The organism is Paenibacillus sp. J31R98, from assembly GCF_056269245.1.
In genome coordinates, this window is the sequence record NZ_JBWDNO010000007.1 from 229,580 (window position 1) to 248,126 (window position 18,547).

An 18,547-nucleotide genomic window follows, 5' to 3' on the forward strand; every position below is an offset into this window, starting at 1 on the left:
TCCTGGAAGAAGATAAAAAAGAGGAACGAGGTCAGGAAAAAAAACACGGGCAAATAGGACAAAAGCAATCGATAAAACCAAGACTTCCGCATTCGATTCCAGCCTCCTTATGGCGAAGAACCCGCCGCTCGCGGCGGGTTTCTTCGCGAAATGAACTTATTTATACTGCTCGTTGTAAGCCGTTTGGTTCGCGTCAACATACGTTTTCAGGCCAAGTCCATCAAAGCCTTTCACGTAAGAATCCCAGTCTTTATCCAGACTCTTCTGGCCGGTGATGAATTGGGCGGCATTGACGGTAATATAGTTCAGAATATCGACTTTGATCTGCGATAGCTGCGCCGCATCCTCAGGCTTCAGCCAGATCGCCGAAGGGAACGTTTCTTCCGGCTTGTACTTCGCATACTTATCCGTCATGACAGACAGGAACTTCTCGTAGCCTTCCGGACTGCTGATATCCTGGCTTTGAGCGCGGGCATTAAACAGATCGGCCTTCGTATAGCGCAGGTCGGTATCCCAGTTGACTTGGCGCTTATCCTCACGGGCATACGCTTCTTGCGCCGTATATTCCGCCGGATTGCCGTTGATGTCTAGATCGCCGGCCTTCGCGTCGTCCCAGCCGATGCCTTTCGGGCCATACATGGCATCCAGCGTGCCTTCGTGCGAGTACAGGAAGTCGGCGATTTGGATAGCCTTGATCTGCTGTTCAGGCGTCGCATTGTTCGTGATGGCAAAGCGTGCCTCCCCTACAGAATCACCGAAGTAACCGGCGAGTTGCGTGCCGTTAGGGCCTTTCAGCGGCGCAATGGCAACGTATTGATTAAATTTGCCGTTCTCGACCGTCGGCATACAGCAGCCGCCTGGAAGCGCTCCAAGTACAGGAGTATCGGCATCAGCGAGCTTTCTGAGTCCGTCGGCATTTTGCGTGAACGTCTGCGGATCAATTAAACCGTCATCATATAATTTCTTGACGTAGGCCAAGCCTTCCTTCCACTCCGGCTTGTTTGCGGTAATATCCACCTTGCCGCCGCTTAGCGTAAGGAAGTCGCCGTTCGCGCTGTAGGTAAATGCGTTCATTAAGAAGTTATACGGGTTGCCGTTCCATTGGTTCGGTGAACCAGACAGCGGAATTTCATCTGCCTTGCCATTGCCGTTCGGATCCTTATCCTTGAACGCCTTCAGCATTTGGTAGAACTCTTCCGTAGTCGTTGGTTCTTTCAGGCCGAGCTTCTCAAGCCAAGCTTTGTTCACCCACATCTTCTGCGAGAAGCTGCAGTGATAGCACTCTTCCAATCCCGGCAGAGCATAGATTTTGCCGTCCGGCGCCGTTGCGGCTTTCTGCAGGTACGGCGTTTCATCGAATGCCTTCTTAATATTCGGGCCGTACTTATCGATCAAGTCGTTAAGCGGAATAAACACGCCGCCCGTGCCGTACTTCAGCTGATCAATCTGGTTGAACTCACCGCCGAAGAAGACAGCCGGATAGTCGCCGCTGGCTAGCAGCACGTTCTGTTTCTCCAAGGCTGCATCTGTCGGACCGATCGTCCATTGGAAGTCGACATTAAACTTCTGTTCGAGAAGCTTGGTTAAATCGTTGTTCTTGTAATCGCTGATCGCTTCTGACTGGAAGGTATACGCCGTCATCTTGACCGGAGCTTCGCTTCCTGCTTCACCCGAAGGCGAAGTGTTGTCGCTTGTCCCCTCATTGCTTTTTCCGCAAGCCGATATTACGAATAAGCACATCAACAAGCAAATAATAAGTCCCCTTTTCATATGCAGACCTCCGAGTATAGTTGTTATTTACCTTCCGAGTTAGCCTTTCAAAGAACCGATCATGACGCCCTTCGTGAAATGCCTTTGAATGAATGGATAGAAGATCAATACCGGGATGCTCGCGACAACAATAAGCGCGTATTTGAGCAGCGTTGCGATCTGCCTCAAGTGATCCATGCGAAGCGGATCTCTGACGAGCTTCGTTGGATCTGCGTTAACAATTAATATGTTCCTCAGGATGACTTGAAGGGGGAACAGCTTCTCGCTGTTCAGATAAATCAAGGCATCAAAGTATGCGTTCCAGTTGCCAACCGCGTAAATAAGCACGAGCACTGCAATCATAGGCTTGGACAATGGAAGCACGATTCGGATGAAAGTGCCGATTTGGCTGCAGCCGTCCAATTCCGAAGCTTCGTGCAGCTCCTCCGGAATCGTCGTCTGAAAGAACGTTCTTGCCACGATGACTTGGAAGACGGCCATCGCGCCGGGCAGCACCATCGCCCATCTCGTATCGATGATACCAAGCGATTTGACGACCAAATACGTCGGGATCAGGCCGCCTCCGAAGAACATCGTGAACACGAGCACGCCCATAATTACGCCGCGACCGAACAGCTGCTTTCTAGCCAGCGGATACGCCATAATGATCGTGAGCAACACTTGAATAATGACAGCAGCGGTCGTATAGATGATCGAATTTAAATACCCGAGCATGATATAGTCGCTTTCAAATATATACTTATATGCCTCGACGTTAAAGCCGATCGGAAAAATCGTAACTCTTCCTGCGACGACGTCATCAGAATTGCTGAACGACGACGCGACGACATTGATCAGCGGATAAGCGACGGCGATCAACACGGCGATAAGCGACGCGTAGATGAAGCCCAGGAAAATTCGGTCGGACGCGGGCTCCTTTATTTTTTTCTGAACCGCCATGGTTTTCCCCCTACCACAAACTATTCTCGGAATATCGTCGCGCAATCGTATTAACGAGCACGAGCACCGCGAAGGTAATCACAGCGTTGAACAAGCCCACCGCGGTCGAATAGCTGTAATTCGCGTTAATTAGCCCAATCTTATACACATACGTGGAAATGACTTCGGATGCGGGCATATTCAACGGATTTTGCAGCAAATACGTTTTTTCGAAGCCGACGTTCAAGATTTCGCCCGCGCTCAGAATGAGCAGGATGACGATGACCGGGGCGATGCCAGGCAAATCAATGTGAAGCATTTTGCGGAAACGCGACGCTCCGTCTACCTTGGCAGCTTCATACAAATCGGGGTTGATTCCCGACAATGCCGCCAAATAGATGATCGCTCCGTACCCCGCGTGCTGCCACACGTCGGATAACGAGTAAATAAATTTGAAATTGGATGCCGTGGCTAACAGGTTAAGCGGCTCCATGCCAAGCAACTTGTACAAGCTGCCAATCATCCCAGTGGGGGACAGGAACAATACAATCATCCCGCCCATCACGACTGTCGAAATAAAGTGCGGCGCGTAGGTAATCATTTGGATCGATTTCTTGAAAAAGCCGCCGCGGATTTCATTTAGAAACAGTGCGAGTATGATAGGTGCCGGAAAGTTAAACAACAAGGTAATCAAGCTGATGGTCAACGTATTGCGCAGAATCGGCCAAAAATTCGGGCTTTCGAAAAACTGCTTAAAATACTTCATCCCCGCCCAATCGCTTCCCCAGATGCCCTTGGCGAAGTTGTAGTCTTTGAAAGCGATCTGTACGCCAACCATAGGCACATATTTAAATATAATAATGTAGGCCAGCGGCAACAGCACGAGCAAGTAAAGCTGCCAGTATCGGGCGAATTGCCTGCCCGGCTTGCTGAAAGCACTGGGCTTCGCAACTGGTTGTGGATGCACTGCCATTGCTTTGTTTCCGGTTGCGCCCATTACGATCACTCCTTTGCCGCAGCCTTCCCTTGCGTAGCCCGAGATCTTTGCACGCGTTTACAAAGATCATTGCCGGGATACTCGCTTATAGCGGGGTCGAACTTGCGGATAGTCTCGCGGCCAGGCCTTGTCGATCAGCCGCATCCTCAGAATACGGACTTGGCATCCCCGCTGCAATGAACAAATCATCTGCTGCTTAACAAAAGAGAAAACCCTTTGCCGCCCGCCTCTTTCCAGCCAGATGCTTCACGATATAGCCATAATTGCCTGCTTATTCAATGAACAAATTGTAAAAAAACATACGTTATAGCACAAACTCGATCGTTTCACCCGATCCGATGTCGAGTTGGCTGAAAGCTACGCCGCCGTGCTGGCCGAGAGCCTCCGCCATTTCCGTTGAACGTTCGGCCATGACTTTGACTCGTGCCGGATACCCTGTAGGATTCGTCGCTCGCAGCACAGTCCTGCCGCTTGCATCTTGATAGGTTTCAATATCAATGTGGTCGAGCGCGATGGCGAAGCCCGTATCCGGTTGGACGTAGATCCCCGGCACCTCGGCGAAGGTCAACATCAGAGAAACTTCGCACCAGCACGACAGAGGCACAACTTCGCCGACTTTGTCGCTGCCTTCCCAATCGCTCATGTTCACCCGCTCGCTCATGTAGCCCGGAGGCAGGTCGTCCCCGTCCCAGCCGCGCATCGGCCGGTCCTCGCGGGACAAGTATTGCGGCAAGCTATGCGCGATCTCCTGCAGCAGTTCCAAGTAGAAGATATTATTCGTTGCGCGGAACAACTTCAGAAGCGAATCGCCGGACAGCGTGCAAATGCCTGGAGCGCTATGTTTGTTCTGCGCGTTCGCGATAACCGAGCCCGTAGAGCGAAGGTCTAGTCTCCCGAAGGTAGAATCTTGCGGATATTCGAAGTCATAGGATACGCACCAAGAGGCGCATTGAACAGCCGTCTCTTCCGCTAGGGTCAACCAATGGGCGTTGCCAGTCGATTCATACAGCACGACATAAGATTCGAGCAAAGAGAACGCGGATTCGCTGTCCGGGCATTGCAGAATTTCCCCGGGACCTCCCGTCGTGACGCCTTGTTTCACGTAACGCAGGTAGTAATCTGTCGCGGATGTCTCTGCGATGGCCATATAAGGCTTATGCTCAAAGTAATCAGCCGCAAGCGCGAGCCCCGCCGGAACGAGTGCTCCGCCCGCCGAGCCGCCAACGAGCAGGGTGCCCTCCTTCGAGTCGACCCATTGGCCGAACTGTCCGTATTCGGACCATAATGCGGCGAAGGCATCGGCCAGCTTGCGGATCCCCGTCTTCCAGCTAGGCTTCACGAGTGAACCAAGCCCCTTGCTCTCCAGGTACAAGACGTGCTTCATTAAGAAATAGAGCGTATCCGCGCTTTTGCGGACGATATGCCAACGATCCGGATACTTGCGTTTAGGATCCTCGTTAAATTCGTCACCATAGAATTCGCCGTGAAAGCTCACGCCATGGAAGAAGCCGGACTCAGTCTGGCTCGTGAACAGGAAATCCAAATTACTTAGCGCTCGCTCTTGTGAGATGGCTGAACCGTTAGAGAGCAGCGGAAACGTAGCCATGCCGCCTCCAACCCAGCCGATTTGCCAGTCCTGGTACTTCGTTTCCACGTTTCCGACCCGGTAATACCCCCGCTCCTCCTGCCAATTCAATAAGTTGTACTTGTGCTCCTGTATGTCCCACGCCGCAGAGAACGGCAGCATGTGCTCGAGCTGTACCGGACCGCTTAAGCCTTTGCGCATTGCTGCGAAGACGTCGAAGAGGCATTGTATATGTTCAACGGGAAAGACGACAAGACGGAAGCGCAGGATAACTTCATCCCCTGGCAGCCAATTCGCACCCTTGTCCTCGCTCGGTGCCATTGTCGTACAGGATCCGTAGCGATAAGGGCGAACACCAGGTACGGAGAGCGCAAGGACGGCTTCACACCGATCTTCATTCTCGGTAAGGTGGATACCTGTGTTGCCTTTCTCGGTCCCCTGCTCCGTTAACAGCAGGAAACCAAAGCCTGCTTGCGTATCGGCAAATCCAACCGCTGGCGTCGAGGCGTCGCCTGTCAATAGATGAAAGCCGGAGGGCATCTTTCTGGAAGCCGATAACCGCGGCACGTCCGTGATGAGATTAGGCATGTCCGGGCCAAAGAGCTCTAGCTTGGACCAGCATGGTGGATAGCTTAAAGGGCTGACCGGGAAACGGTTGCCGGCATAGATTGCTCAGGGTACAAGTACGTAACGCTCCTCCGACCACTCCTCGAATGCGATGGCCAAACCGACGGAGGTCTCCTTCGCCTTCCCCGCTTCCAGACGGAACGTCCATTCAACGTCGACCGCTTCGTATTCCCCCGGTACGGTCGTTATGCTCTCGCCAAATCGCCACTTGGCGGTGGTCTCTGGGAATTGTTCAAATCCTCCTGCCATTTGTTCCGGGTCAATGTTTAACTCTTTGGTCGGAACAACACCATCATACTTCGTCATTCTTGCTTCCAGCCTGCCGCGAACACGGTCAAGCAAACCATTTAATTGAACCATCTTATCCCCTCAATTCATGCGTGATGTAATTCTATCGTGAAGGGAAAGAACCTTTGCGGGAATAAACAAAAGGGCAGAATAGGAAACAATCCGGTGAATGAACTGCAATCCTCGTATAACTAGAGAGCAACCGAATACTCACCGGCTGCTGTAGGCGCCGAACCTGCCCGTTCCAGGCTTCTATGGGTAATGAGAGCACATATGTGCTCTCTCAGCATTTCACAAAAAAAATGGTGGTGCAGAGACAAGTCTCTGCACCACCATTATAATACCGCTACTTCCCTATCCCAAGCCGCTGCATCTGGCTATGTCATTTGATCAATTACGACGAGCCGTCCGCTCTATACCATCAGCGACTACTTTGTACAGTTGGTGCGGCAGGTCGTGACCCATGCCGTCAACCAGCATGAACTCGGCGCCCGGAATCGCAGAAGCTGTATCCTCGCCACATGCTGGGACGAACAGAGGATCGTCCACCCCATGAATGACAAGTGCTGGTGCTTTGATGTTCGCCAGCCGTGGACGTCGGTCACCGGAGACAGCGATCGCAGCAATTTGACGGCCGACACTGCCGGGATCATAAGCCCGCTTTACTTCCTCCAGAATGAGCGCCCGATAAGCGTCCTCTTCAAATGGATAGCCCGTTCCGGCGATGCGTTTGGCAAAAGCGACGCTGTGCGCCAAATATCCCGCTTCATCCTCAAATGGGTTCGGCGCCGGTGTAGTCATCATCGCCATGACTTCGGGGGAAGCTGGCGGAAGGCCCGGATTACCGGAGCTGGACATAATGGAAGTCAGTGATAAAATCCGATCAGGGTACTCACTGGCGGCAACCTGAGCGATCATTCCGCCCATCGATCTACCAACCAAATGTGCCCTCTCAATGGATATGGCGTCAAGCAATCCGATAACATCGCTCGCCATGTCATCGAGCGTGTAAGGGATGCCCGGTCGCTGTCCCGACATGAGTGCAGTCGCCAGTGCTGCAAAATCCAGCGTCTGATAATGGCTAAAGTGCGTCGAGCAACCTACGTCACGATTGTCAAAGCGAATCACGCGAAAGCCCCGCGCTGCTAATATCCGACAGAACGAATCCGTCCATCGGATCATCTGGGTTCCAAGCCCGGCAATTAGAATAATAGCCTCGTCATTTTCGTTGCCGAAACTGTCATAAGCCAAATCGATGCCATTTATCTTCAGGATGTTCACGATTATCTTCTCCTCCAATTCATTCCGTACAATTCATACGTTCTCCTCCGAGAATGCATTAGCGGCTAATTTCTTCACATGGTTTCTAATATCAGGTGCCCAGTCATCGATGAAATGATAGAAACGATCCACATCACCAGCATACAGTGCCCGTAGAGCTTCTTCGTATTGATGGAAGTTCCCGGCCATAGCTGTCATGAAGTTATATGTTGCCTCTTGTGACTCTCGGATATTGCTCTCTTTCCCTCCAGTACGGCGAGCCTCATCAATGAGTTTTCGTAAGGTTACCGATGCCCCACCAGGTTGACTCTTGAGCCATTCCCATTGGCGTGGCAATAACGTAACCTCTCCGGATACAACCCCCAGCTTAGGTCGACCAACCCGTTTTAAAGGCTGGTGTTGCACTTCCGTACCGGTTAGATCACCTAATCCTAGCTGTTCTTCTAATCGTTGGAGCACATCATCTGTCTTCCCACGAAAATCAACATCTATCGGCTTCCCTGTGGAATCGTCAAAAATAAGCAGTTGTGCGAGGTTTCTGTCATCCAGAGCATCCTTCACTGTAGCAACAACATGCTGTAACGAACCAGTGGCGACGACTTCGACACCTGAAAATGCCGTGTAGTAAAAGTGCGTTAGAATATTACTCATATTGACCTCCTCTCTTCCCCTCGTATTATACCCGGGTAAAAATAAAAAATCAATATTACCCGGGTATAATTTATCATGTTCGTTATAGTGGAAATAAATACAAAAAAACGCGTCCTAAGAGGACCGCGTTGAAGAATCGTTTTTACTTTATTCAACCATTACAATATCATTGTACTTCTGTGCAATCATTTTCCAATCGGCATCTTTATCATCGTTAGAGTTCATCAGCTCTTTCAATTGAGCACTGATATCCTCATCTATTTTTTGATTTCGTTGATTGTCCATATCCAATACAACTAATAAGAGTTTAGCTTTGTCCATTTGGGATACATTCATTGCGTTTATATCATTTGGAAAGAACTTATTTAAGACTTGATATGCAACTTCAATATCTTCTTTGGAATAGAAGGAGTCGTACAGTAATGCATAATTTTTCGAATACTCGGCACTTTCAAACGTCCTTAGGAAAGTCGAACTGTTCGGTGTTCCAATATAGATGGTATTGCCGCCAATATCCGTCAGAGTGAATCTTCGATCGAGTGATAAATCTTTCAATTTGGAAAGCCTCGGTATTCCAGCACGCGGAATCTTACCTGTGTTCTTCTTCAACTCAGAAGTGAACGTTTCATACATCACGTCTACATCATCTACTCTTATGTAACACATACTAGAATTCTCGGTAGGTAATATTTTTTTGGTTCCGTAAAAATGGATCTCAAGCTCTCCAAACCGTAAGCACGCATAGGGGGCCGGACTTGTATAAATCTCAACAATCTCAAAACCCATTGCCTCATAAAAACTCGCTTGTTCCCTTACATTGGGGCAAGGTAAAATCGGGATAACTTTGTCCATCATTCGTTACCTCCTCGTTAGTGAAATTACCATTAGATATACATACTGAAAAATCACCATGAAGTTTCATAAATCCCTGTGTACCACAACAACGGCAGCCATAATCTGGCTGCCGTTACGATGTGTTTATTGAACGTCCTGTGCTCCGCGCCGATTATGAATCCAACCCATGATATATTCGGCAACTTCTTGGTATCCAGGTTCTGCTATAATCCAATGCGTGCGTTTGGGGAACTCTACAAACTGAGTCGCAGCTCCCGAGTTTTGATCGTATAGCCGGAAATTATTTTTCACCATGGCGGCAGGTACGATATGATCGTCCTCTCCCGCAATGAGGAGAAGCGGTCCCCGGTTGCCATTCTTGTAGTTTATCGCAAACGGACTTGATGGATTTAAAGCTGCAAACGCGCTTTGGAAGAAGATTTTGCTCGTTTCCGGAACAGAGTAGTTGAATGCTTCTTTTTGTGCGCCGACAGCCATGTTGTTGACGAACGCGTATTGGAATTGCTCGAACGTCAGATTGGCCGTCCTCTTCCATGGCTTAAGAAGAATGGAAGCCACCGACTTGGAAGCCGACTTATAGGCCCCAGGGTTAATCCCTTTGGAAGCGGCGGGATCGATCGCGATGCCGGCAGCCCCCAAGTTGCGGTCCATCAGGAGTTGTACAATCAAACCGCCGAACGAATGCCCGATCAAGATAGGCTTTTCCGGCAAAGTTCTTAATATTCTAACGTAATGTTCAACAATCTCCGCAAGCCCAAGCTTTCCGAGTTTCGGGGAAGGATTCTTCCGAAGCTCATCGATGCTGCGATCATGGTGCGGCCAGGCAGGAGCTAGGGTCTTAAACCCACGCTTATCAAAATAGTCCCTCATTGGTGACCAGCTATCCGGTGTCATAAAAGCGCCATGTATAAACATAATTAGTGGTGAATTCGATTGTGTTGTCATAAACAAACCCTCTTTCTCTACAAGTATGATCATGCGGTGATGTGTGCTTTCCACAGGTAAGATCATAACAAGATCGAGAAAGACCAACCGTAACTTTGTCACATATGTTTTAGAGCATGGCATTCGGCCGTAACAGATAATAAAGAAAGGACGATAGACATTTTTGTGAATGCCTACCGTCCATATCTTCACGTCAACGTTCTTCGGCAGAACAATTGACTTCCCTATTATCTCCATCCAGAGTGGCTAATTATACATTAGTAATAAATCAAATCAGCCTTACAAGCCTTCAATTATCGTGGCGGTAAACTCATTATTAAAAGCATTAAATATAAATTCAACGACAGTGTTATCCTGCGCGACGTTCAAAGTCGCTTTCGTCGAAGACCCGCTGCGCGGATACCTGTCGATCGAATAAGTGGAAGACAATGTTCCATATGGAGCCACCGCATAGGTGTACGAGCCCTTGAACGGAAGGACAAAATCCCGCCGATAGATGCCATTGCCTATATAATACATCCGCGTTGTTTCGCTGTTAGAATCATTATTGATCGCTCCCACATGATGCTGGAAGCTTCCGTATAAGATGACTCGGCCCGGGAGTTTGATACCTGTCTCCGGATCATAGCTGTTCTCCGCTCCATAAGAGGTGTTTGGAATCGGGTTGCCTGCCTTCTGCCTGAGATCGCTTTCCGATTGCCAAAGGAATTTGATCGACTCTTCCTGTCCAAATCCAAGCGGGCAGCCTTCGCCTGCACGGTTCGCCTGGTAACAGTTTGAGATTCCGTCTCCGAAACCACTCGATGGCATTTGAACTTTGCAGCTGCCCAGCGTTCTTCGGATCGGCATCTGTAAATAGGCATTTGCGTTGTTCACAGCTGTCCATTTGAAGGCGTACTCAAGAAACTGGTTGCGGCTCTCTTCATCCTGAGAAGCAAACCATGCGATCTGATCGTACCCCCACCATTCCTTCCATGCTCTGCGTTCATTGGGAAGATTGTCATTTACGCTAAAAAATTGTCCGCCCCAGTTATCGAGTTCCATTAGCATTGGCAATGAATCACAGCTCCAGCCGCTCGGTGTTACGCCGCCTTCACTGAACCCCTCTTGTATCAGCGCGAGCTTGTCCCCAGGCACATCGAGAATCGGCATTCGTGAATAGGGCATAGAGTGGAAATCAAACAGCAGTTTGCCATCTATATTGACTCCATGTGTATGTGCATCGAGCAGCACGATGCCTCGCCTTGCATGGTCTTTGGCATACTTGCGAATCTTCTGGAATAAGGAGATCGTTTTCTTGAGACCTTTATCATCAGCGGTGTATAGATGAATTTGTCCCATATGGATCGCTTCAAATCCAGCATCGATATAGCGCGCCGCCCTGTAGAAGAACCAAAGCTGTGTCTCGAGCTTATCCATGTTCGGAATGCCGCCATCTTCATCCCAGACATAACCTTGCGGTCTCGTGTCAAACAACATGTCGTTATAACAGAATGAACGGTGCTCCACAGGCAATTGGAAAGCTGAGAACACCCATTCCGGTATCTCAATCTTCTCCACATCTTTGAAAACAGCTTCAAAGATACAAGTCTGCAGAATAATATCGAGATCAATCTCGTGCACACGTTCCGCGAGTTTCTTAGACTTCTGGAAATGCACATCATCATCCGGCTCCAGCACCCATACGCCTGAAGCACGCCCCAGGAACTTAGCACCAATATTCTTAATCATTCTGAGGTCGTCGTCAAGTGTGTCACTGTTGACAAGATCTGCGGAAGTCACCGCTCTGGAAAGATAGGTTTCTAGCTCATTTCGGCTGATTTCTCCGTTAAATATGGAAAGAGTCATTTTACCTCCGAGGTAGTGGTTCGTCATGGGTGAACATTGTTCAGAATTACATTAGAGCTTTTTTTCAAGCATCAGCAAATGTTCGAAGCTTTGGGCCAGACTATCCATAGGAGAGCCGGAGCAGTAGTCCTGCTCGACAGCAAACCATTCGACCCCGCTTTGCAATCCCCAACTTAGAATTGGAGCGAAATCGATGATTCCGGATCCGATTTCTGCGAAATACTGCCTTCCGTCGCCTGTCATATCCTTCAGATGAAGAATCGGCATGCGGTTCGCATATTGGGAAATGAAAGTTAGTGGATCCTCGCCTGCTTTCAAGACCCAGTAAGTATCAATCTCGGGCGTAATGCCGGGTTGATCCAGTAAATATTCGAGCGCGAATTTGCCTTCAATTCGCGTATGAAATTCGAAATCATGATTATGATAGCCTGGGCGAAAGCCTTGTTCTTTCACTTTGGAATAGACATCGAGCAAATCTTTCTTCACGCTCACGTAACCTTCGGGGTTTTGCAAGTCATCTGGAAGGGAGTGGCAAATAAAATCTTTCGTATCAAACAGCCGTGCTTCTTCTAACACAGCATCCAAGTCATGCTTCATGCGCTCCAGCCCTACATGCATGCCAGCTGTGCGAAGACCGACTTCTTTCATTATTGCAGCGATGTCGCGAGCTGGATAGCCGTGAAGACCATCAATTTGAACCCCTGCCCAGCCCATCTTGGCTAGTTCGCGCAGTACGCCCTCAAAGTCTTTCTTAACTTCATTTCTCAAGGTAAACAGCTGAGCCGCTAATTTATGTTTAATCATGCTTTAGGCTCCTCCCTTACAAGATCAAGCCATTCTACTTCCTCGGATGATAACGCTACATTCATCGCCTCAACTGAGGATTCCAGTTCTTCACGGTTCCGCGGACCGATGATCGCTCCAGTCGGGAACGGTTGGCACAATACGTAAGATAATGCAATTTGAATCGGAGTAACGCCTTTCTCATCTGCAAGCTTCACTGCCCGGCGATAGCGCTCCCAGTTGCCTTCATTATAGTAAACCCTTACCATCTCTTCGTTCGTACGGTTTTCTGGCGAGAAGCTACCCGAGAAGAACCCTCCGGCTTGGGAAGACCAGGACAGCAGCGGAAGCTGGTTGCCGGTATGCCATTCACACATCGATTGATCCGCAGAAACGCATCCTTCCCAACGAGGCTCGTTGGGCCTCGCCAGACTCAAATTCGGACTGCTGAAAGTAAAACCCGTCAAGCCGTGCGCGGCCGCATATTCATTTGCAGCCTGAATGCGCGCTTGCGACCAGTTGGATGCGCCGATTGCGCGGATTCGCTTCGCGGCGAGATGCGCGTTCAATTCCTCCATCACTGGCCCGACCTCCACTGTCTCGTCGTCGCGATGAAGCGCGTATAAATCAATATATTGGGTATCGAGTCTCTCCAAACTTTCGAATAAATCTTTCCGGATTGCTTCCGGATTGACCCTCGGACCCGGTTCTCCATCGTCATGATGGGCACCTTTGCTCATAATTACAACTTGTTCCCTCAGCTTGTTCTCAGCCAACCACCGGCCAAGGAGCTGCTCTCTGCCACGGTATTGATGAGCCGTATCGAATGCGTTGCCACCTGCCTGAATAAAGGTTTCCAGCATGGCGCGCTGGCTATCTCCCAATTCTCGCAACTCACCCGTTCCCATAAACAACCGGGAGATCGGCTTCTGGGCCCCATCAATGTTCATATATTTCATACCCTAATCTCCTTTATTTTGAATGAACGGGCTCGAGCTCTTGAATAAAAGCAAGCATGCCGGCCAAGTCGCGTGTACCTGTGCTTCCACCGGGGGCAATGACGGACAAAGCACCGCAAGCATTCCCATACTTCAAGCACGTCTCCACATCCGCTCCCGTCAGGAAGCCGTACAAATAACCGGAGTTGAATGAATCTCCTGCTCCTGTCGTATCTACCGGTTCCACCTTGTAAGCTGGACGGCGGAAGAGCTGTCCGTCTTTCATAACCGCTGCCCCGTCTGCTCCAAGCTTAACGACGACATGATTGCAATACTTTGCCATATGGCCCAGAATATCGTCTAAATGCTCGCACCCTGTGTAATGCTGTGCTTCTGTCTCGTTCATTAAGAATAAGTCAAAATGACGCATAAGCTCGAACACACCGTCGTACCATTCACCGGAATCATCCCAGCCGACATCGCAGGATATCGTAAGCCCTTTGGCCTTTAACGATTTGGCAAGCATGACGAAAGCGTCATGCGTTTTACTTCCAAGCAGGTATCCCGTCAAATGAACATGCCTGCCCTGGGCGATTGTCTCCCAATCCATCTGGTCCATCTGAAGCTCCGAATTCGAGCCCGCATACGTGATAAAGGATCGATCCGTCTCCGGGTTGAGTGCAATCGAGATGCCCGTGTTATTCATGCCGCTTGTCCGGATCATTCTGGTATCGATACCATGTGAGGCAAATCGCTCTCGAATAAACGCGCCATAACCATCATTCCCCAATATTCCGTTAAAGGCTACCTTCACGCCTAATTTGGCTAGGGACAGCGAGAATAATGCCGCTCCGCCTCCCACGTGCATGCTCATATTATCGACATGAACTTCCTGGCCAGGCTGGGGGATTTGCTTCAAACCTTCTACAATAAGATCAATATTGGCATCGCCGATCACGACGGCGTCGAATTTTTTTTGCATGCTACTCCCTCTTCCGATCCGCTATTGTGTTGGCTGCAGAAATTGTTCTTTCGCTGCTTCCCGCGTCTAGCTATTGACTGCGCCTTCTCGGCGCAGTCACCCTAAGCGTCCCGGTCATAACCATCGAATAATCAGCTGTCTGTGCTCGTCTTTCTCTCTGTGCAGCTTTCCCGCGCAACCAATCGATGCTCTAGAATGATGTCGCTCGTCGGTACATCACCGTTCTCGACTTGAGCGAGCAGCACTCTCATCGTCACCCTGCCCATTTCATGAATCGGCTGTTCCATGGAGGTGAGTGTCGGGCGAGTGAGCTCCGTTAGCTGGCTGCCGTCAAATCCCATAACCGAAATATCCTCAGGCACGCGCAGTCCGTTGTCGCGAATGCAGTTCATCGCACCGACAGCCATATCGTCACTCACGGCGAACACCGCTGTCGGAAGCTGCTTCACGCGCAAGAGCTCCTTCATTTGCTCATAACCGCTCTTCACCTTGTAATCGCCGAAACGAATATGCTCATGAATGATTTTAATGCCGCTGTTAGTCAGAGCATTACGGTAACCGCTATAGCGGTTCTGGCCGGAAGTGATGTCTCTCATATCGCCGCCGATAAACCCGATCGCTTCATGCCCAAGCTCAATTAAATATGTTGTCGCATCGTAGGCTGCCTTGTAATCATCAACGATGACGGATACGAATTCCTGCTCCATCGGTTTAACACTTGAGAAGATGACCGGGATTTTCATCTTCTGAATCAAATTCCGAATATCCTCGTTAATTTTCTCATGCATAATGATGATGCCTTCAACCCGCATCTCCTGAAAGACATTCAAATATTTATGCTCTTTATCAATATTCTCGCTAATGTTGCACACGAGCAAGTTGTAGTCATTCTCGCTCGCCGCTTCTTCAATGCTGCTCAGAATCGTTGCATAGAAGCTGGACGTAATATCCGGAACGATAACACCGATCAGGTTTGTTTTGTTGCGCACCAAACTACGGGCAATATGGCTTGGGGCATATCCCAATTCCTGAATGGCAAGGGTTACTTTCTGCTTGAGATCGTCTTTGACATACTTCTCGCCGTTCAGCACACGGGAAACGGTCGTAATGGAAACGCCCGCCAGCCGTGCCACGTCTTTAATCTTTGGTTGCACATAACTCACCCTCTATATGGAAGTATCTTTAGAAATAATTTCTTCATTTGCTGCCAATTTCCTCTAATCCGCTATTCTTTCATCGATCCGATCATGATACCCTTGGCAAAATAGCGCTGAACGAACGGATAAATAATAATAATCGGAGCGACAACGACGATAATCGTTGCCATCTTGAGCGAATTCCCTGTAATTTGAATTTTATCAAGCATCGAATAATTGACCGTACCAGCAGCCTGGTTGAGCGTATTGCGCATTGCTTCAGCGCTGGTCAGCATCTCCTGCAGCAGTGTAGACAGCGGTCTTAGATTCGCCTTACGAACGAAGAAAGCGCCCGTAAACCAGTCGTTCCAATGAGCAACCGCATTGAACAAAGCGATTACTGCGATAACTGGACGACTGAGCGGCATAATAATGCGCATGAAGATAGCAAAGTCGTTATATCCGTCAATTCGGGCCGACTCTTCCAGACTCGGGTGAAGTTGTTGGAAGAACGTACGAATAATGATCAAATTCCATGCGCTATATAAACTCGGTATGACATATACCCAAATGTTGTTCGTTAAATGGATCGACTTGAGCAGCATGTAGTAAGGAATCGTGCCGCCGCCAAACAGCATGGTGAAGAAGATGAACATCATGAAAAACTTGCCGCCAGGAAGCGTCTTACTCTTAAGCGCGTAAGCAGCCATCGCTGTCAAAAACACACTGGAAATCGTACCTACTACGGTACGGAACACCGAGATCCCGAAAGCTGTTGCAATGTTCGAGGATTCAAACACTTTATTGAAGTTTTCGAATGTCCAGATACGCGGGAAGAAGTAGATGCCGCCTCTTTCTGCATCTTTCCCGGGATTGAATGCTAGAGCAAATATGTTCAGGAAAGGCAGTATAATAGATAAGCACAGCAATACGATGAGCGTATAATTGATAATTCGAAAAACTCGTTCCCCTAAACTAAGCTTATAAAATTCGTTCACCGCTTTCTCCCTCCTGCTGCAAAGCTGATCGAATAATCAAGAAAGGCGGTTCATCCGAGCTGCGGACGAAACCGCCTAACCATCTGTAATTGAGATGCCCTAGCTGCTACAGTTTCACTTTCGTTTTTGGATCCGCATTCTTGTCAGCAAGAAGCTTCAAGTAGTCATCAAGACCTGCCGATTCCATTTGTTTCAAAGCGCTGTCCAGAATCTTCTTCGCAGCATCGATGTTCTTGCTGTAGTAAGCTTGAACCAAGCTGTCATTATAGTTATCGAACGCCGTTTTCAGATCAGTACCATTTTGGAACTCGCCGAGGAAGGAATTTGGCACGTAAGCATCCAAAACTTCAGCGTCTTTGATCTTCTCATCGAGACCGTAGAATGTTGCAATTTTCTCAACTGCCGGGAATAGACCGGAGTTCGTGTTATCGCCATAGTTCAATTCACCGAAGTCTGCTTTGTTATCAGTGTCCGTGCCGCCGAGAAGTTCTCCCCAATTGTTGCCTACGCCTGCAAAGCCAAGCTTCTTCGCCTCGTTCGGATCTTTCGCCTTCAAGTCGACAACTTCTTTCTTCACAAGCGGGTTGCCATTAGCGTCAAGCGTGTAGTCACGGCCTTCGATACCGTATTTCCACAGCAGCTTGCCTTCGCGGCTTGCAAGCCAATCCGCGAACTTCACAACTTCTTCCGGTTTCTCCGTTGTAGCTGGAACTGCCCAAGCCGAGTAACCTGATTTGAAATCGATTTGCATCTTGTAAGGAGCGTCTACTTTGTTGAATGGACCAAGCGGAATGTAATGCATATCTTGGTTAAAGTCTTGATAGCTGTGCATATCGGCAATAATTGCCCATGTACCGTTAATTGCACCTTCTGTAGCGCGACTCTCGTCCATCGTGAAGAATTCTGGTTGAAGCAGTTTTTCTTTGATCAATCTTTGCACATACTCAACCTTTTTCAAAGCGATAGGCGTTTGCGCTTCGTGAAGGATTTTTCCGTCTTTGTCTTGCTTGATACGCTGGTCAGACGCGCCCCACTCCAAGTCGTTGAACAAGGCACCAACTTCATGACCGCCCCAGTATGCAGGACCGATTGGCGTTACAGCAGCGCCGTTGTTATCTGTGAAATTGCCTTCTTTGATCTTCTTAGCCAGATCTTCCAGCTGAGCAGTCGTTGTAATTGTACGCGGGTCAACTCCAAGTTTATCAGCGATATCTTTGCGGATGTAAGGACCGCCTACACCTCTCCAGGTCACTTGACCGCCAGTGCGCTGAATGTTCATATGTGTGAAATAAGTAGCGCCGTTAAACTCAGGACGGAACATGACACCGTACTTCGTGTCTGCAGGCAGGTAATCGTCTTGCAAGTATTTGCTATATACTTTCGAATCTTTGAAGAACGGAGCCAAATCAGTGAACATGCCCTCGCGCGCTGCTTTCAGAGCAACTGGCATTTCGGGCCGGCCGCTGTTATTGAGGTAGAAAGCGATAAAGTCCGGTAGGTCATTCGCTGCAAGACCTGCAATCATGCCTTCGAGCGAATCGGCAGCTTTCATAATTTCGATTTCGAAATCGATACCTGTTTTCTTCTTGATTTCTGCTTTAATTTCAGGGTTCATCTCTTCGGTATAGTCATCAGTTCCCATAAATACGAGACCCTTGATTTTGCGGTCTGCAATCCATGTTGCTGGCTTACCTTCAGTTGCATTTGTAGCAGTTGCATTGTTAGTGGTAGCGTTCTTGCCGTCCGAAGCTTGATCGTTGCTTGCTACATTATTCCCGTTGTTGCCGGAGCAACCTGTGAGTAGCATTGACGCCATAACAGGAAGCGATAGAAACTTCATCCATTTTCTGCTCATGCGTATAACCCCTTTTTTGTGCAAATTGTTATGAATACGTCTGTTGACGTTTCCACCGAAGATTAGGTGCTGCGTTACGGATAAACTGGA

The 18,547-nt window shown here is 49.0% G+C and carries 16 protein-coding genes; all 16 read right to left on the reverse strand.

Annotated features, from left to right (window positions below; translation table 11 throughout):
• Positions 1–156 precede the first annotated feature (156 nt).
• Positions 157–1,770, reverse strand: a complete 1,614-nt coding sequence (locus AC0YNX_RS23585) for a type 2 periplasmic-binding domain-containing protein (protein WP_475818161.1) — start codon at positions 1,768–1,770, stop codon at positions 157–159.
• A 39-nt stretch (positions 1,771–1,809) separates the two neighbouring features.
• Positions 1,810–2,709 (reverse strand): carbohydrate ABC transporter permease, encoded by a 900-nt coding sequence (locus AC0YNX_RS23590; RefSeq protein WP_475818162.1) that lies wholly within the window; start codon positions 2,707–2,709, stop codon positions 1,810–1,812.
• A gap of 10 nt (positions 2,710–2,719) precedes the next feature.
• Positions 2,720–3,685 (reverse strand): ABC transporter permease, encoded by a 966-nt coding sequence (locus AC0YNX_RS23595; RefSeq protein WP_475818163.1) that lies wholly within the window; start codon positions 3,683–3,685, stop codon positions 2,720–2,722.
• Between the two features lie 304 nt (positions 3,686–3,989).
• Positions 3,990–5,858 carry a hypothetical protein gene (locus tag AC0YNX_RS23600; protein WP_475818164.1) on the reverse strand — a complete coding sequence of 623 codons (1,869 nt, stop codon included), beginning with the start codon at positions 5,856–5,858 and terminating at the stop codon, positions 3,990–3,992.
• Between the two features lie 84 nt (positions 5,859–5,942).
• Positions 5,943–6,257 (reverse strand): hypothetical protein, encoded by a 315-nt coding sequence (locus AC0YNX_RS23605; RefSeq protein ID WP_475818165.1) that lies wholly within the window; start codon positions 6,255–6,257, stop codon positions 5,943–5,945.
• Positions 6,258–6,575: 318 nt separating this feature from the next.
• Positions 6,576–7,466 (reverse strand): alpha/beta fold hydrolase, encoded by an 891-nt coding sequence (locus AC0YNX_RS23610; RefSeq protein ID WP_475818252.1) that lies wholly within the window; start codon positions 7,464–7,466, stop codon positions 6,576–6,578.
• A 33-nt stretch (positions 7,467–7,499) separates the two neighbouring features.
• Positions 7,500–8,117, reverse strand: a complete 618-nt coding sequence (locus AC0YNX_RS23615; protein ID WP_475818166.1) for a DUF2239 family protein — start codon at positions 8,115–8,117, stop codon at positions 7,500–7,502.
• Between the two features lie 147 nt (positions 8,118–8,264).
• A complete protein-coding gene (locus AC0YNX_RS23620; protein ID WP_475818167.1) occupies positions 8,265–8,972 on the reverse strand; it encodes a VOC family protein in 708 nt (235 codons plus the stop codon).
• A gap of 123 nt (positions 8,973–9,095) precedes the next feature.
• Positions 9,096–10,109, reverse strand: a complete 1,014-nt coding sequence (locus AC0YNX_RS23625) for an alpha/beta hydrolase (protein WP_475818168.1) — start codon at positions 10,107–10,109, stop codon at positions 9,096–9,098.
• Between the two features lie 87 nt (positions 10,110–10,196).
• Positions 10,197–11,648: a pullulanase X25 domain-containing protein gene (locus AC0YNX_RS23630; protein ID WP_475818169.1), complete on the reverse strand. Its 1,452-nt coding sequence runs from the start codon at positions 11,646–11,648 to the stop codon at positions 10,197–10,199.
• 168 nt (positions 11,649–11,816) lie between these two features.
• Positions 11,817–12,569 carry a sugar phosphate isomerase/epimerase family protein gene (locus tag AC0YNX_RS23635; protein ID WP_475818170.1) on the reverse strand — a complete coding sequence of 251 codons (753 nt, stop codon included), beginning with the start codon at positions 12,567–12,569 and terminating at the stop codon, positions 11,817–11,819.
• The gene (locus AC0YNX_RS23640) at positions 12,566–13,507 is read right to left on the reverse strand and encodes an aldo/keto reductase (RefSeq protein ID WP_475818171.1); all 942 of its coding nucleotides are present in this window, start codon (positions 13,505–13,507) and stop codon (positions 12,566–12,568) included. The genes AC0YNX_RS23635 and AC0YNX_RS23640 overlap by 4 nt, the downstream gene beginning before the upstream one ends.
• 13 nt (positions 13,508–13,520) lie before the next feature.
• The gene (locus AC0YNX_RS23645) at positions 13,521–14,468 is read right to left on the reverse strand and encodes a carbohydrate kinase family protein (RefSeq protein WP_475818172.1); all 948 of its coding nucleotides are present in this window, start codon (positions 14,466–14,468) and stop codon (positions 13,521–13,523) included.
• A gap of 131 nt (positions 14,469–14,599) precedes the next feature.
• Positions 14,600–15,622, reverse strand: a complete 1,023-nt coding sequence (locus AC0YNX_RS23650) for a LacI family DNA-binding transcriptional regulator (RefSeq protein ID WP_475818173.1) — start codon at positions 15,620–15,622, stop codon at positions 14,600–14,602.
• A 71-nt stretch (positions 15,623–15,693) separates the two neighbouring features.
• Positions 15,694–16,602: a carbohydrate ABC transporter permease gene (locus tag AC0YNX_RS23655; protein ID WP_475818174.1), complete on the reverse strand. Its 909-nt coding sequence runs from the start codon at positions 16,600–16,602 to the stop codon at positions 15,694–15,696.
• A gap of 106 nt (positions 16,603–16,708) precedes the next feature.
• Positions 16,709–18,457, reverse strand: coding sequence for an extracellular solute-binding protein (locus AC0YNX_RS23660; RefSeq protein ID WP_475818175.1), 1,749 nt, complete (start codon positions 18,455–18,457; stop codon positions 16,709–16,711).
• Positions 18,458–18,547: the final 90 nt, after the last annotated feature.